General features: G+C 71.6%; 12 protein-coding genes and 1 pseudogene. 6 read left to right on the top strand and 7 right to left on the bottom strand.

All coding sequences use genetic code 11. From position 1 onward, the window contains the following. Positions 1-17 precede the first annotated feature (17 nt). From E6W39_RS33680 to E6W39_RS33700, 5 genes and pseudogenes are all read left to right on the top strand, one after another. Positions 18-971 (top strand): ABC transporter permease, encoded by a 954-nt coding sequence (locus E6W39_RS33680; protein WP_228718477.1) that lies wholly within the window; start codon positions 18-20, stop codon positions 969-971. Next, entirely contained in the window at positions 968-1,957 is a 990-nt protein-coding gene (locus E6W39_RS33685; RefSeq protein ID WP_141636704.1) for an ABC transporter permease, read from the top strand. Before E6W39_RS33680 ends, E6W39_RS33685 begins: the two co-directional genes overlap by 4 nt. After that, a complete protein-coding gene (locus tag E6W39_RS33690) occupies positions 1,954-2,928 on the top strand; it encodes an ABC transporter ATP-binding protein (protein ID WP_181799565.1) in 975 nt (324 codons plus the stop codon). The genes E6W39_RS33685 and E6W39_RS33690 overlap by 4 nt, the downstream gene beginning before the upstream one ends. Further along, positions 2,925-3,892: pseudogene (locus tag E6W39_RS33695) on the top strand (ABC transporter ATP-binding protein). The gene E6W39_RS33690 and the pseudogene E6W39_RS33695 overlap by 4 nt, the downstream one beginning before the upstream one ends. A gap of 146 nt (positions 3,893-4,038) precedes the next feature. Beyond that, positions 4,039-5,187 (top strand): aminotransferase class V-fold PLP-dependent enzyme, encoded by a 1,149-nt coding sequence (locus E6W39_RS33700; RefSeq protein ID WP_141636705.1) that lies wholly within the window; start codon positions 4,039-4,041, stop codon positions 5,185-5,187. A gap of 49 nt (positions 5,188-5,236) precedes the next feature. On the opposite strand, the gene E6W39_RS33705 is transcribed toward E6W39_RS33700, so the two are convergent. Beyond that, positions 5,237-5,581: a hypothetical protein gene (locus E6W39_RS33705; RefSeq protein WP_407658644.1), complete on the bottom strand. Its 345-nt coding sequence runs from the start codon at positions 5,579-5,581 to the stop codon at positions 5,237-5,239. A gap of 217 nt (positions 5,582-5,798) precedes the next feature. Here E6W39_RS33705 and E6W39_RS33710 point away from each other — a divergent pair, with 217 nt between their 5' ends. Further along, entirely contained in the window at positions 5,799-8,678 is a 2,880-nt protein-coding gene (locus E6W39_RS33710) for a DEAD/DEAH box helicase (protein WP_141636706.1), read from the top strand. 65 nt (positions 8,679-8,743) lie between these two features. Here the strand turns inward: E6W39_RS33710 and E6W39_RS33715 are convergent, their stop codons facing one another. From E6W39_RS33715 to E6W39_RS33735, 6 genes are all read right to left on the bottom strand, one after another. After that, entirely contained in the window at positions 8,744-9,781 is a 1,038-nt protein-coding gene (locus E6W39_RS33715; protein WP_141636707.1) for a sphingomyelin phosphodiesterase, read from the bottom strand. Between the two features lie 188 nt (positions 9,782-9,969). Then, positions 9,970-10,449: a hypothetical protein gene (locus E6W39_RS39960; protein WP_181799566.1), complete on the bottom strand. Its 480-nt coding sequence runs from the start codon at positions 10,447-10,449 to the stop codon at positions 9,970-9,972. Then, positions 10,422-11,411 carry a hypothetical protein gene (locus tag E6W39_RS33720; protein ID WP_141636708.1) on the bottom strand — a complete coding sequence of 330 codons (990 nt, stop codon included), beginning with the start codon at positions 11,409-11,411 and terminating at the stop codon, positions 10,422-10,424. Before E6W39_RS33720 ends, E6W39_RS39960 begins: the two co-directional genes overlap by 28 nt. 5 nt (positions 11,412-11,416) lie before the next feature. Then, complete coding sequence (locus E6W39_RS33725; RefSeq protein ID WP_141636709.1) at positions 11,417-13,105, bottom strand: hypothetical protein; 1,689 nt, start codon at positions 13,103-13,105, stop codon at positions 11,417-11,419. Between the two features lie 4 nt (positions 13,106-13,109). Continuing rightward, positions 13,110-14,390: a hypothetical protein gene (locus tag E6W39_RS33730; protein ID WP_141636710.1), complete on the bottom strand. Its 1,281-nt coding sequence runs from the start codon at positions 14,388-14,390 to the stop codon at positions 13,110-13,112. Beyond that, a complete protein-coding gene (locus E6W39_RS33735) occupies positions 14,381-15,031 on the bottom strand; it encodes an SH3 domain-containing protein (RefSeq protein WP_141636711.1) in 651 nt (216 codons plus the stop codon). Before E6W39_RS33735 ends, E6W39_RS33730 begins: the two co-directional genes overlap by 10 nt. Positions 15,032-15,078 lie beyond the last annotated feature (47 nt).

The raw sequence follows: 15,078 nt of genomic DNA on the forward strand, positions 1-15,078 counted from the left end.
CGAGGGACTGCGAAAAGGTGACCACCACCGTTCCTGCCGTGCAGGAGCCGGCCGAACGTCAGGACCAGGCCCCGGCCTCGCCCTGGCGCTCGGCCTGGCGCCGCCTGCGCCGCCGCCCGATCGCCATGGTCGGCCTCGGCATCATCGTCTTCTTCGTGCTGGCCGCGCTGCTCGCCCCGGTGCTGACCGGGATCTCCGGGTGGGGGCCGACCGACACCGACAAGCACGCCGTCGACCCCTACCTGGCCGGCCTGCCGCGCGGCAGCTTCGGCGGCGCGGGCGTCGACGGCCACTGGCTGGGCGTGGAGCCCGGGCTCGGCCACGACATCTTCGCCCGGCTGCTCTACGGCGCCCAGGTCTCCCTGCTGGTGGCCTTCAGCGCCGCCCTGCTGATCACCCTGGTCGGGGTCACGCTGGGCGTGGTCGCCGGCTACTTCGGGGGCAAGACCGACATGGTGATCAGCCGGTTCATGGACATCATGATGTCCTTCCCGAGCCTGATCTTCATGATCGCGCTGCTCTCGGTGGCCAAGGACGTCAACCGGGTGCTGCTGCTGATCATCGTGATGAGCCTGTTCACCTGGCCCTACATCGCCCGGGTGATCCGCGGTCAGACCATCTCGCTCAAGCACCGCGAGTACGTGGAGGCGGCCCGGGCCAGCGGCACCGGCAGCGCCCGGATCGTGCTGACCGAGATCCTGCCCAACCTGACCAGCACGATCATCGTCTACATCACCCTGGCGATCCCGACCCTGATCGGCTCCGAGGCGGGTCTGACCTACCTGGGCGTCGGCGTCCAGCCGCCGACCCCGTCCTGGGGCCAGATGATCGCCGACTCCGAGCTCTACTACAAGCTCGACCCGATGTTCTTCATCCTGCCCTGCGCCTGCCTGTTCCTGGTGGTGCTCGGCTTCACCCTGCTCGGCGACGCACTGCGCGACGTCCTCGACCCGAAGGGCGGTAACGGATGACCACCTTCCTGCTCCGCCGGCTCGCCGGAATCGCCCTCACCCTGCTGGTGATCTGCGCGGTCACTTTCACCATCTTCTACCTGCTGCCGAACGACCCGGCCCAGGCGTTCTGCGGCAAGGACTGCACGCCGGACCACGTGGCGCAGGTGCGCCAGCAGATGGGTCTCGACCAGCCGCTGATCGTGCAGTTCGGCAACTACGTCTGGGCGATCTTCGCCGGCCGCACCATGGGCTCCGGCAGCTACGCCGTGCACTGCGGCTTCCCCTGCTTCGGCTACTCCTTTCAGACCGGCATGCCGGTGTGGAGCATGATCACCGACCGGCTCCCGATCAGCGTCTCGCTGGCCATCGGCTCCGCCGTGCTCTGGCTGGCCATGGGCCTGCTGACCGGCGTGGTCTCCGCGCTGCGCAAGAACGGCTGGGTGGACCGCGTCCTGATGATCGGCACCATCGGCGCCGCCGCCATGCCGGTCTACTTCACCGCGATGCTGCTGCTCTACTTCTGCTGCTCGCAGCTCGGCCTGATCCCCTATCCGCGGTACGTCGACTTCACCAGCGACCCGGTCGGCTGGGCGCAGAACATGCTGCTGCCCTGGATCACCCTGGCACTGGCCACCGCGGCCATGTACGCCCGGATGACCCGCAGTTCGGTCCTGGAGACGCTGAGCGAGCCGTTCGTGCGCACCGCCCGGGCCAAGGGCCTGCGCGAGCGGCGGGTGGTCAGCAAGCACGGGCTGCGGCCTGCGCTGACCCCGGTGGTCACCATGCTCGGCATGGACCTCGGCGGCCTGCTGGCCGGCGCGGTCATCACCGAGCAGCTCTACGGCCTGCCCGGGGTCGGCAAGCTCTTCGCCGACGCGCTGCACAAATCCGACCAGCCGGTGATCATGGGTGTCACGCTGGTGGCCTCGTTCTTCATCGTCTCGTCCAACCTGGTCGTGGACGTCCTCTACGCCTGGATCGACCCGCGAGCGAGGCTGTCGTGACACTGCTCGAAGTCCGCGACCTCGCGGTTGAGTTCAACACCCCCGACGGAACCGTCAAGGCCGTCAAGGGAGTCGACTTCTCGGTGGACCGGGGACAGGTGCTCGGCCTGGTCGGCGAGTCCGGCTCCGGCAAGTCCGTCACCTCGCTGGCCGTGATGGGCCTGCACCGCGGCGCCAAGGTGACCGGCTCGGTGATGTTCGACGGTACTGAGCTGATCGGCGCCGCGCCGGAGGCGGTGCGCAAGCTGCGCGGCCGCCGGATGGCGATGGTCTTCCAGGACGCGCTGACCGCGCTGCACCCGTACTTCACCATCGGCGACCAGATCGCCGAGGCGCACCGGGAGCACTTCGGCTCCAGCCGCAAGACGGCGTGGGCGCGGGCGGTGGAGGTGCTCGGCGACGTCGGCATCCCCGAACCGGCCCGCCGCGCGGGGGAGTACCCGCACCAGTTCTCCGGCGGCATGCGCCAGCGCGCCATGATCGCGCTGGCCCTGGCCTGCGAGCCCGACCTGGTGATCGCCGATGAGCCGACCACCGCGCTCGATGTCACCGTGCAGGCCCAAGTGCTCGACCTGCTGGTCAAGTTGAAGGACGAGCGGGGGCTCGGCATCATCATGATCACCCACGACCTGGGGGTGATCGCCCGGATCGCCGACGAGGTGCTGGTGATGTACGGCGGCTCGGCCGTCGAACAGGCCGGTGCCGACACGCTGTTCACGGCCCCCCGGCACCCGTACACCCGCGGCCTGCTGGAGTCGCTGCCCCGACTCGACGCCGAGGGGGAAGAACTGCGTGCGATCCCCGGCAGCCCGCCCTCGCTGCTCGCCCCGCCGCCCGGCTGCGCCTTCCACCCGCGCTGCGCGGTCTACGCCAAGTCCCCCCACCAGGGCTGCACCGCCGAGCGCCCGCCGCTGATCGCGGTGGCCGAGGCCCACCGCAGCGCTTGCAGCCACCCCGAGGTGACCGAATGACAACCCCTCTGATGCAGGTCAGCGGCCTCGGCATGACCTACCCCGCGCGCCGCCGGGGCGCCGGGATCAAGGCGGTGGACGGGCTGGACTTCGAGGTCCGGGCCGGCGAGACGCTCGGCCTGGTCGGCGAGTCCGGCTGCGGCAAGTCCACCACCGGGCGGATGCTGGTCCGGCTGCTCGATCCGACAGCGGGGCGGGTGCGGTTCGAGGGCCAGGACATCGGCAACCTGAGCCAGCGCCAACTGCGGCCACTGCGCGCCAAGTTGCAGATCATCTTCCAGGATCCGTTCGCCTCGCTGAACCCCGGCAGACCGTGCAGCAGATCATCAGCGCGCCGCTGCGCGCCCAGGGTGTGCCAAAGGCCCAGCAGGTCAAGGAGGTTCGGGAGCTGATCCAGCTGGTCGGCCTGGCCCCCGAGCACCTGGAGCGCTATCCGCACCAGTTCTCCGGCGGACAGGCCCAACGCATCGGCATCGCAAGGGCGTTGGCCACCCGGCCGGCGCTGGTGGTGGCCGACGAGCCGGTCTCCGCGCTGGACGTCTCCATCCAGGCGCAGATCGTCGGCCTGCTGGAGCGGCTGCAGCGGGAGCTGGGGGTCGCCTATGTCTTCATCGCGCACGACCTGGCGGTGGTCAAGCACATCAGCCACCGGGTCGCGGTGATGTACCTGGGCCGGATCGTCGAGATCGGCGACAAGGAGCAGGTGTACGCCAACCCGGCGCACCCGTACACCAAGGCCCTGCTCTCCGCCGTGCCGCTGCCGGATCCGGCGGCGGAGCGGAACCGGGAGCGGATCGTGCTGCTCGGGGACCCGCCGAGCCCCGCGAACCCGCCGAGCGGCTGCACCTTCCACCCCAGGTGCCCCAAGGCGCAGGAGATCTGCCGCAGTGAGCCACCGCTGCTGCAGCTGACCTCCGGTGCCGGGGAGCGGCAGGTTGCCTGCCACTTCCCGGAGCACCCGTAGAACTCCCGGCCGGGCGCGGTGGGGACCCTCATGAGGACCGCTCCCGGCCGGGCTCCATCTTTTCGGACTCCATCTTTTTTGGGCTCCATCTCTTTGAAGCACATGGCAGCATCGCTTCGGACAAGTGCAACGTGAGAGGGCACACCATGAACCCGCCCGACCCCATCGAGGGTGCCGCCGGACTCTTCGCGCTGGACCCGACCGTCGCCCACCTCAACCACGGCTCCTACGGCGCGATGCCGATCGAGGTGAGCTGGGCCCAGGACGCCTTCCGGGCCGAGCAGGAGGCCGACCCGGACGCGTTCTTCTGGGAGCTGCCCGGCCGGGTCGCCGCCGCCCGCACCGCGCTCGCCCGGCTGCTCGGCGCCGACCCGGCGGGCCTGGCGCTGCTCAGCAATGTCACCGAGGCGGTCGCGGTGGCACTGGACAGCATCCCGTTCGCGCCGGGTGACGAGATCCTGGTGACCGACCACGGCTACGGCGTGGTCAACCTGGCCGCCGAGCGGCGCGCCGCCGAGTGCGGCGCGACCGTGCGCACCGTGCCGGTGCCGCTGGATTCCGCCGACCCGGCCGAGGCGGTGCTGGCCGCCGTCACCCCGCGCACCCGGGCGGCCATCCTGGACAAGATCACCTCGCCCACCGCCCGCGAGCTCGCCACCCCGGCCCTGCTGCGCGCCCTGGCCGACCGCGGCGTGGTCACCCTGGTGGACGCCGCGCACGCACCTGGCATGCTGCCGGTGGCACTGGACGTCGAGCCGGCCGACTTCTGGTTCGGCAACCTGCACAAGTGGGCCTTCGCACCGCGCCCGACCGCCCTGCTCGCCGTCTCCGCACCCTGGCGCACCCGGGTGCGGCCGCTCACCTACTCCTGGGAGCACGCCGGCGGGTTCCCGGGGAACGTGGAGTGGCGCGGCACGGCCGACTACACCGGCTGGCTGGCGGCGCCGGCCGCCCTCGCGCTGCTGGAGCGGCTGGGCCTGGACCGGGTGCGCGAGCACAACGCCCGGCTGGCCGGCTACGGGCAGCGGCAGCTGGTGGAGCGCGCCGGCCTGGCGGCGCTGCCGCTCAGCCCCGGGGTGGCGATGGCCGCCGTGCGGCTTCCCGCCGGGGTGGCCGAGGTCGAGGAGCAGGTGCGCCCCTTGATGGAGGCCGTGCGGGACCGGCTCGGCGCCCGGGTCGCCGTGCGCCCGTGGCCGGGTGGCGGGGTGCTGCGGGTCAGCGCCCAGGTGTACAACCGGCCCGATGAGTACCGGACGCTGGCCGACGGGCTGGCCAAGCTGCTGACCGCGCTCTGAGCGCTCGGACCTGCGGGGGCCAGACGCCCGGGGCTCAGACCTCCGGGGTTCAGATCTCCAGGGCGGCTTCCAGGAGCCTCAGCTGATGGCGGGACATCGCCAGGTTGGAGCGGCTGCGGGCCAGCGCCAGGTACAGGAACAGCCCGCGGCCGTTCTGCTTGGTCAGCGGCCGGATCAGGTGGTACTGGCCGGTCAGCGTGATCAGGATGTCCTCGATCTCGTTGTCGTGCAGTTTGAGCAGTTCCATGGTGCGCATCTTGGCCCGCACCACGTCGGTGTTCCCGGCGGCGGCGACGTCCAGGTTCAGCTCGCCGCCCTCGCCGCCGAGGGTGCCCAGTGCCATTCCGCTGCTGTAGTCGACCAGGGCGACGCCGATTGCGCCGTCGATGGTCATCGCTTCCTTGAGTACGGTCTCCACATCCACCACGGCCGGTCCCCTTTTCTCCCTATTTCCACTGATCGGTGCCCATGACTGTAGGGAGCGCGGCAACGGTGCGTTGACCGTTGAACACAGCTGAGCGAATTCGATCAAACGCATATCAAAAGCGACCGCGAGTGGCGGGCAAAACGGTGTGATCGATGTCAGTCCGGGCGGGTAACCTCAAGCTCAGATGGACCATCAGCACAACACCCGTGACCCCAGGAGCAGCGCCCTGTCCGCCGAAGAGATGAGCCCCGCCGAGGCCTACTCGGCCGCCCGCCGCCGCGCACAGGAGCAGGCCAGTGCGCTGTACGGCTTCCAGGAGCTCTACGACTTCCCGCTCGACCCCTTCCAGATAGAAGCCTGCGAGGCGCTGGAAGCGGGATCCGGCGTGCTGGTCGCGGCTCCCACCGGCTCCGGCAAGACCATCGTCGGCGAGTTCGCCGTCCACCTGGCCCTGCAGAGCGGCCGCAAGTGCTTCTACACCACGCCGATCAAGGCGCTGTCCAACCAGAAGTACGCCGACCTGGTCAAGCGCTACGGCGCCGCCAAGGTCGGCCTGCTCACCGGTGACAACAGCGTCAACGGGGACGCGCCCGTGGTCGTGATGACCACCGAGGTGCTGCGCAACATGCTCTACGCCGGTTCGCAGGCCCTGGACGGCCTCGGCTACGTGGTGATGGACGAGGTCCACTACCTCGCCGACCGGTTCCGCGGCGCCGTCTGGGAGGAGGTGATCATCCACCTCCCGGAGTCGGTCACGCTGGTCTCGCTCTCGGCCACCGTCTCCAACGCCGAGGAGTTCGGCGACTGGCTGGACACCGTGCGCGGCGGCACCAAGGTGATCGTCTCCGAGCACCGCCCGGTGCCGCTCTGGCAGCACGTGATGGCCGGCAACCGGATGTACGACCTGTTCTCCAACCCGGACGTGGACGGCCGGCCCAAGGGCAACCAGAAGAACCCGGCCAAGGCCGTCAACCCCGAGCTGGTCCGGCTGGCCCGCTCCGAGGGCGACCGCAACCCCCGGTTCGCCGGGCGCGGCCGCGGCCGCACGATGCCGAACGGCCGCCCCAACCGGATCTGGACCCCGGGCCGGGTGGACGTGATCGACCGGCTGGACGCCGAGGGCCTGCTGCCCGCCATCACCTTCATCTTCAGCCGGGCCGGCTGCGAGGCCGCCGTGCAGCAGGTGCTCGGTTCCGGCCTGCGGCTCAACAGCGAGCAGGAGCGCCGCCAGGTGCGCACCATCGTCGAGGAGCGCTGCGCCGCCATCCCCGACGAGGACCTGCACGTGCTCGGCTACTTCGAGTGGCTGGACGCGCTGGAGCGCGGTGTCGCCGCCCACCACGCCGGCATGCTGCCCAGGTTCAAGGAGGTCGTCGAGGAGCTCTTCCTCCAGGGCCTGGTCAAGGCGGTCTTCGCCACCGAGACGCTGGCGCTCGGCATCAACATGCCGGCCCGCTCGGTGGTGCTGGAGAAGCTGGTCAAGTGGAACGGCGAGAGCCACGCCGACATCACCCCCGGTGAGTACACCCAGCTCACCGGCCGGGCCGGGCGGCGCGGCATCGACGTCGAGGGCCACGCGGTGGTGCTCTGGCAGCGCGGCATCAACCCGGAGGCGCTGGCCGGCCTGGCCGGTACCCGCACCTACCCGCTGCGCTCGTCCTTCAAGCCGTCCTACAACATGGCGGTCAACCTGGTCGCGCAGTTCGGCCGGCACCGCTCCCGGGAGCTGCTGGAGACCTCGTTCGCCCAGTTCCAGGCGGACCGCTCGGTGGTCGGCATCGCCCGCCAGGTGCAGCGCAACGAGGAGGGCCTGGCCGGCTACGAGGAGGCGATGACCTGCCACCTCGGCGACTTCGACGAGTACATGAGCCTGCGCCGGCAGCTGAAGGACCGGGAGAACGAGCTGGCCCGCGAGGGCAGCAGCCAGCGCCGGGCCGCCGCCGTCGAGTCGGTCGAGGCGCTCAAGCCGGGCGACGTGATCCATGTGCCGACCGGCCGCTTCGCCGGCCTCGCGCTGGTCCTCGACCCGGGCCTGCCGCCGGTCACCCGCAGCCGGGCCGGCCTGCGCGGGCCCCGAACTCACCCAGACTATGACGACGGCCCGCGCCCGGTGGTGCTCACCGCCGAGCGCCAGGTCAAGCGGCTCGCCATGATCGACTTCCCGCATCCGGTGGTCGCCATCGAGCGGCTGCGGATCCCCAAGTCCTTCAACCCGCGCAGCCCGCAGTCCCGCCGCGACCTGGCCTCCACGCTGCGCACCAAGGCCGGCCACCTGGAGCCCGAGCGGTTCCGCAAGGGCCGGGCCGCCGCCGCCGACGATCCCGAGATCTCCCGGCTGCGCACCGAGTTGCGCGCGCACCCGTGCCACGGCTGCAACGAGCGCGAGGACCACGCCCGTTGGGCCGAGCGCTACCACCGGCTGCACCGCGACACCGAGGTGCTGGAGCGCAAGATGCGGTCCCGCACCCACACCATCGCCCGCACCTTCGACCGGGTCTGCGCGCTGCTCACCGACCTCGGCTACCTGTCCGGCGACACCGTGACCGCCGACGGCAAGCGGCTCGGCCGGCTCTACGGCGAGCTCGACCTGCTGGCCTCCGAGTGCATCCGCGAGGGCGTCTGGAAGGGCCTGGCCGCCGCCGAACTCGCCGCCTGCGCTTCGGCGTTGGTCTACGAGTCCCGCCAGGCCGACGACGCCGGCGCGCCCCGGGTGCCGGAGGGCAACGCCAAGGAGGCGCTCGGCCGGATGGTCCGGATCTGGGGCCACCTGGACGCCTTGGAGGAGCAGCACCGGATCAACACCGCCGAGGGTGTCGGCCAGCGCGAGCCCGACCTGGGCTTCGCCTGGGCCGCCTACCGCTGGGCGCTCGGCCACAGCCTGGACCAGGTGCTGCGCGACGCCGAGATGCCGGCCGGCGACTTCGTGCGCTGGACCAAGCAGTTGATCGACGTGCTCGGCCAGATCCAGGACGCGGCCGGTGAGGACGTCGAGCTGCGCGCCACCGCCCGCAAGGCGGTTGACGGGCTGCGGCGCGGCATCATCGCGTACTCCTCGGTGGGGTGACCACCGGCTCGGTGTGACGACGCATGAGGGCCCCGGGATCTCCCGAGGCCCTCATGCGTAAGGCGTCAGCCGAGCTGGAAGGTCGCCTCGACCGGGTAGTGGTCGCTGGGCGAGTTGGTGTCCAGCTGGCCGGCGGTCCAGCCGGCCTGCGGGTCGAAGTCGGCCTTGACCTGCGGCAGCGCCACCGGGGTCGGGCGGCCCGCGGCGTTCAGGTAGCCGAGGTAGTCCAGGTCGTCGCGGTAGTCGACCGGGAAGGTCTCGATGCCCGCCATGTACTGGCACCAGGCCGAGACGGTGCAGTCCATGGTGGTCAGGCTCTGGCTCGGGTCCAGTGCCGGGGTGCCCAGCACACCGCCCACCGCGCTCTGGGCGTTGGCGTAGTCGCCGCGCGACTGGCCGTGGTAGTACTCCACGTTCAGGTCGCCGCCGAACAGCACCGGGGCGCTGCTGCCGACGATCCCGTTCACCCAGGAGCGGATCTCGCCCAGCTGGGCGAGCCGGGTGGCCTGGGTGGTGTCGGTGGAGGTGTCCGACTCGTCGGCCTGCAGGTGGGTGCCGGCCACCCAGGTCTTCACGCCGCCCTTGTCGACCTGGACCAGGGCGGCGCCCTTGTCGGCGTGGTAGTCCCAGGTGCCGTAGGTCGAGTTCGAGAAGACGTGCTGGTACTGGGCGGTGATCGGGTACTTGGAGAGGATCATCGTCCCGCCGTTGATCACGAACGGAGAGCTGGAGCAGTTGCCGCTGGTGCCGTTCCAGTCACCGCCGGAGCAGGTGCCGCCGACCACCGGGGTCCGGTACGGGTAGAGGTCGGCCAGCTTGCTGTTGATGTCGCTGATCGAGGAGTCGTTGAACAGCTCGTCCAGGATCACCACGTCGTCGTTGTGCTGGCGGATGATCGACTCGACCACCGGGGTGCGGGTCGAGGCCTGCTCGTTCTGGCTCCAGTCGACCACGGAGGTGCCCAGGTCGACGTTCCACGCGAAGACGGAGAGGGTGCTCCCGCCGGCGGGGGTGGCGGCGGAAGCGGACTGGGCGGTGCCGCCGAGCAGGGCGGTCATGGCGGCGGTGGCGGCGAGCGCGGTGGCGGTGCGGCGCAGGGTCATGGGGGTTCGGCTCCGTGGGGACGAGGGTGAGCAGTGCATGACGCCCGGAACCGTAGCTACTCGTCGGTACATCGGTAAGAACGAGAGTCGACGAATTGTCGGCGGAAACGTGTCTGTACAACGCGGGTCTGCCGCGAGGGCAGCTGTCTGGCCAACATTGACGGCTGGTCAGGGGCCCTGCGGCCCGGTCAGTCGAAGGTGCCGAGCGCGTCGTCGAGGGACCGCAGGCCCGGGTTCGCGCGCGGGCCGTACTCCCACGGGCTGCGGTAGTCGGCGGCCGTGCCGCCCCGGTTGACCTCCAGCCGGGAATCGGGGCCGAGGTCGACGGCGTCCGGACCGGCGGCGAAGCCCCAGCCCGGCGGGAGCACCAAGCCGACCCGGTCGGCGATGTCGGCGGCGAAGGTGACCGCGTCGCCGTGGGTCGGCGCCGGGCCGGAGGGGTCGTAGCGCAGTTCGCGGCGGTCGGCGTGCCGCTTCCACTCGGTCAACCGGGCGTGGGCGAGCTGGTACTCGGCCATGCCGACGTCCCAGCCGCGGCAGTAGTGGAAGCCGTGGGCCGCCGCACTCTCGTCGGAGAGGACCCCCTCGGGTGCCAGGCCGGTGCGGATCTCCTGCCCGAGCTCGTCGACCAGGCCGACCATCACCCGGCCGGCCGGGTCCGGCGCCAACCAGTGGCCGTCGTCGAGGAGTTCGGCGGCCTCCGGGGTGAGCGGCCGGCCCAGGTCGACATAGAGGTAGAGCTTGCACGGCGGCCGCACCGCGATGTCGCGCCGCGCGCGGTCGGCGCCGGTGTCGACGGCCACCGCCAGCTCGGTGCACTGGCCGTGCAGGTAGCGCAAGGCGCGGTCGTAGGCCCAGCGCCAGTGGTCGTGCTCGTACCAGGGCCGGGTCGCGCCGGCGTCCTCGTCCGGGGCAGGTCGGCGGGCGGGACGGCGAAGGCGAGCCGCCCCAGTTCGTCCACGTGGTCGACGGCCACCGGCTCGTGCTGCCGGGCCTGCGGGTCCCAGCGGCTGAGCGGCGGGTGCCGGGGCGGTTCGAAGGCCAGCAGGAGCCGCCAGTCCTCGGCCTTCGCGCGGTCGAGGCGGATGACGCTGCCCGGGACGGGCTCGCCGCGGGACGAACGCACCGTGCCGCCCAGCTGGACCCGGAACATCGCGTCGGTCGCGACGTCCGGGCGGGGCAGCTCGGCGACGTCGGAGTGGAGCTCGACCACGGCCGGGCGCAGGCCGATCGTGGCGGGCTCGATCCGGTCCTTCGCCACCCGGTGGATGTGCTGGTGGCAGGCCCGGTAGTGCCGCTCGGCCATCCAGGCGAAGTCGCCGAGCACGGCTGCCTGACTGGGGCCGTCGCCGGTCGGCCGGACGTTGCAGGTCACCGGGTAGCCGCCGTGCGGCGCGGAGCCCAGCTTCTTGATGGCGGCGTCCTCGAGGTGGAAGCGGCAGCGCAGGGTCAGCCCCTGCCGGTCGAGCACGGTGTGGCCCGCGATCCTCGGATCCCCCTCGATCCGGAAGTAGTCGTCGAGATGGAGCTTGCCGTGCCGGGGGCTGTCCGCCGAGCCAGGGATCTCCACGATCTCCAGGCCGCCCGGGTAGTCGGCCCGCTGGCCGAAGAGGTGGAGCGCGGGCGCCACCCGGATCAGGCTGAGCCCGTCGGCGTGGCCGCGGTCGGTGTCGGCCGCAGCACCAGCCGCGGCGCGGCGCCGAGCACCGTGATCCGCACCTCCTTGCTGGCGACCCGGTGGAGCTCCTTGGTGCGGCCCGTCCTGGTGTTGCGCACCACCACGTCGAGTTCGGCCCGCACCTCGATGCGGTGGTCCTCGTGGCTCCACTTGGAGCTGATCACGACCTGGGTGTTCGGCGGCGGCGCCGGCTGCGCCTGGGCGGGGGAGAGGAACTCGGTGCGCCCGTCGGCGAAGGAGTACCGCATGGCGGGGTCGTGCTTCTCCGCGATCACCGCCGGCGCCTCCCGCTCCGCCACGTCGTGCAGCAACGAGCGCGCCTTGAAGGGATGTTGGTGACCGTACGGCTCCACCACGTGGTCCAGCACCCAGTCCTGCGGGCTGACCGAGACCTGGTACTCGGCGAACACCAAGTCGACGCCGTCGCCCCAGAGATGGGGATGGTCATCCGGATAGTGCCCACGAGTGCGGACGGACGGGCTGACCCGCACGGTGAGTTCCGCCGTCGGCTCCTGCCGCCGCCGCCTGCGGCGGTGTTGCCGCACGGGTGGCACAACTACCGCGGGGGCCACGGGCGTTCGATGGACGTCTGCAGGGACCGCGGACTCCAGATGGGCGGCGAGCGGGTCGCCGGTCGGCTCCACGGGCGGCCCGGCCGGCGCGGCGCGCTTGCGGCGGTGCCGCAGCAAGGCCAGCGCACCGAGCAGGGCGGCCAGCGCCGCGGCCGCACCGGCCGCCACCGGTGCGTAGTTGGTGTGCTGGCCGCCCGTGGACGACGGCGCGGCCGCCCCGGCGCCCCGGGTGAAGGAGGTGCTCTGCGGGTCCGAACTGACGTTGTTCTGGGTGTCCCGCGCGATGACGGTCACCTCATGGGTGCCGGCCGGCACGTTGTCCAGGAGCAGATCGCTGAGCGTGCTGCCGGTCTGCGCCTGGCCGTCCAGGGTCCAGTCGTAGACCAACTGCGCGTCCGAGGCCTGCCCCGAGACCTTCGTACTGCACACCACATGGCCGGTAGCCTGCAACGAGCTGGTGTCGCAGGACAGTTGGGTGGTCAGCGTGGGCGTGGCGGGAGCGCTCGCGGCGGTCGGGCAGGCGGGCACCGACTGCAGGGCCGCATCGGTCTGGGTGGCGACCTGGTTCATGGTGTCGGGCGGCAGCGCCTGCGAGCTCCCATCGGCGTTGACCACCTGACCGGCGTCGGTGTACACGGAGTAGCAGCCGCGGCTGAACAGCAGGGTCGGCACCGCGCCGGTGCTGCCACCGCCGAACTGCTCGCCCGCTTCGCCGTAGGTCGTCTCGGGGCGCGCCGGGTCCGACGGGTTGGTGCCGGGCGCGGAGGCGAAGGCGCGGGCCTCGGCAGGGCTGTTGTAGAGCGTCACCGAGACGGTCCCGCCGGTCGAGTAACCCCCCGCGGGGGCCGGGTCGGTGGTGTAGATCCGCCTGGTGCAGCTGTTGCCGGCCTGCACGGGCACGGGGGAGGTCGACCCTCCCGCGACCGGCGGCAGGCCGGACGGCAGCAGGGTGCACAGGTCGGTCGGGTTGCCGGTGTTGGCGATCGCGCGGCCCGGCGCGACGCCCAGCGTGAGAAGTGCGCAGACCGCTCCGGTGGCGAGTCCCCGGAGCAGCGCTGCGCGCACGGCGGCCACCGGCTCAACGGGCGCCGGCGAGCGTGTAGGGCACGCCGTCGACGGTCAGTTGGAGGTCGTACGACGGTGAGCCGCTCTGGCCGTTGTGGATGGTGCCGCTCAGGTCGTACGGGACTTGGGTGGCGCCTCCGCCGCCCGGGGTGGTGTCGGTCTCCGTCGTGGTGCCGGAGCCCTGGACCGTGCCGTCCTGCTGGAGCGAGGCGTCCATCGGGCCGTCGGAGAAGTGCTGGGGGCTGGCCACACCGTTGAGCGCCAGCGGGGTGTTCACCACGAACAGGATGCGGATGCTCCCGGCCTGGCTCACGGCAGGACCGCTTGGATCGCTCACCTTGGTGACCGCGACGTAGCAGTCCGGAGCGACGCAACTGGTCCCGCTCACCGTGCCGTTGTACGTCCCGTCGATGTTGAAGGACGACGGGTTGGTCGAGGAGTTGCCGCCGTTGCCGCTGCCGCTGCTGCCGCCCGGGGTGGTCAGACCCGGCTGCTGCGGAGCCGTGCTGGCGGGCGGCGGCCTCGGCGGCGAGGACTTGCTCAGCTGGGTGTAGGCGAGGATGCCGCCGCCGACCAGCAGCAGCCCGACCAGGCCGCCCAGCAGGATGGTGCCGAGGCTGTAGCCGGAGGCGCCCGCTGCGGTGGCCGTGCCGGCACCGCCGGCGGTGATCTCGGGGAGGTGCTGCTCGATCTGCGGGGCCTGGGTCTCGATGATGGAGCCGACCTCGGGCAGCCACCCCTCCGCCGAGGACGCGGTGCCCTCCAGCGCGGCGGGTACCTCGCCTCCCGCTGCGGCGGTCTCGGAGGCGGCGGTGGTGCCGTACTGGATGGTCTGCGCAGGCATGTTGGGGCCGGGGATTCGCCCCGCATCGGCGATGGTGTTGGCGATTGTCTGGCCCGCCTGCTCGGCGACCGCCGCAGACTGGGACGCCTGCGGAACGATCCCGCGTGCCTGCAGGAAGCTTTCGACGCTCTGGTAGGGGCTGTTGGGACCCATGTAATCCCGGATCACCCGCTGGAGATCCGCGCTGGAGCTCGCGTTCTTGGCCTGCTGCAGCAACTGGCCGATCCGGTTGGCCTGTTGGGCCACATCGTCGGCCTCTCGGCCGATTTCGGTGAGACCCTGCGTCAGGTTCGACTGGTTCCAGCCCAAGACGTCGTGCGCCACCTTCCCGTAGCGCTGGATCGCGGTTGGGTCGCGCACCAGATCGCGCGCCTGCATCAGCATCTGGCTGCGCACGTACTGCAGGCCCCGCAGCCGGCTCTGCAGATCGTAGATCAGGTTCAGCTGCAAGGGGTCCATGGTCGTCTAGCCCCCAGTCCCCGGTTGGCCGGCCCCTGCGGAATGAGGTTGGTCGGGAACAGTCGCATACCGTCGTAGACCACCCACTGGCCGTTCTCCAGGTCGAGGATCCACACCACGCCGTCGACCTCCACCACGCCGGCCGGCGCGGCCCGGCGGCGGAAGGTCGCGAAGTCGATCCGCTCGGCCCGCAGGTCCGCCAGCAGGCCCTCGTAGACGGCGACCGCCCGGTTCAGCGCGGCCATCGTGGCCGCCATCTCGGGGTCGACCTCCGCATCGGGCGGCGGGTGGGTCCGCGGCGGCGGCTGCGCCGGCTCGGCGGGCTGCGCGGGCTCGGCGGGTTCGGCGGGCTGGAGAGCGACCAGGCGGCGGCCGTCCACCCAGCCCTGCCGGCCGTCGGCACCCGCCACCTGGGCCCAGCCGTCGGGCCGCAGCTCGGCGACCCGCACCGGCAGGCCGGCCGCCAGGCTGTCCACCTGCGCGGTACGGCCGTCCGGGACCTGCCAGACCGGCAGGCCTTCGTCAGGGACGACGTGGGTCGCGGTGAACGGACCGGCGCGAGGGGCGGCCGTCGGCTCGCCCTGCTGGGCCGCCGCCTTCATCCTGGACTGGTCGGTATTCGGCCTACGCATCCGCTCGACCCTTCTCGGTCCCCTCCACCCTCCCACCGATCGTCGCG

The sequence above is a fragment of the Kitasatospora acidiphila genome, assembly GCF_006636205.1.
Taxonomy (GTDB): domain Bacteria; phylum Actinomycetota; class Actinomycetes; order Streptomycetales; family Streptomycetaceae; genus Kitasatospora; species Kitasatospora acidiphila.

Coding starts and splice junctions, on each gene's coding strand:
- E6W39_RS33685 (WP_141636704.1), top strand. CDS start 968: ATGACCACCTTCCTGCTCCGCCGGCTCGCCGGAATCGCCCTCACCCTG.
- E6W39_RS33700 (WP_141636705.1), top strand. CDS start 4,039: ATGAACCCGCCCGACCCCATCGAGGGTGCCGCCGGACTCTTCGCGCTG.
- E6W39_RS33705 (WP_407658644.1), bottom strand. CDS start 5,581: ATGACCATCGACGGCGCAATCGGCGTCGCCCTGGTCGACTACAGCAGC.
- E6W39_RS33710 (WP_141636706.1), top strand. CDS start 5,799: ATGGACCATCAGCACAACACCCGTGACCCCAGGAGCAGCGCCCTGTCC.
- E6W39_RS33715 (WP_141636707.1), bottom strand. CDS start 9,781: ATGACCCTGCGCCGCACCGCCACCGCGCTCGCCGCCACCGCCGCCATG.
- E6W39_RS33735 (WP_141636711.1), bottom strand. CDS start 15,031: ATGCGTAGGCCGAATACCGACCAGTCCAGGATGAAGGCGGCGGCCCAG.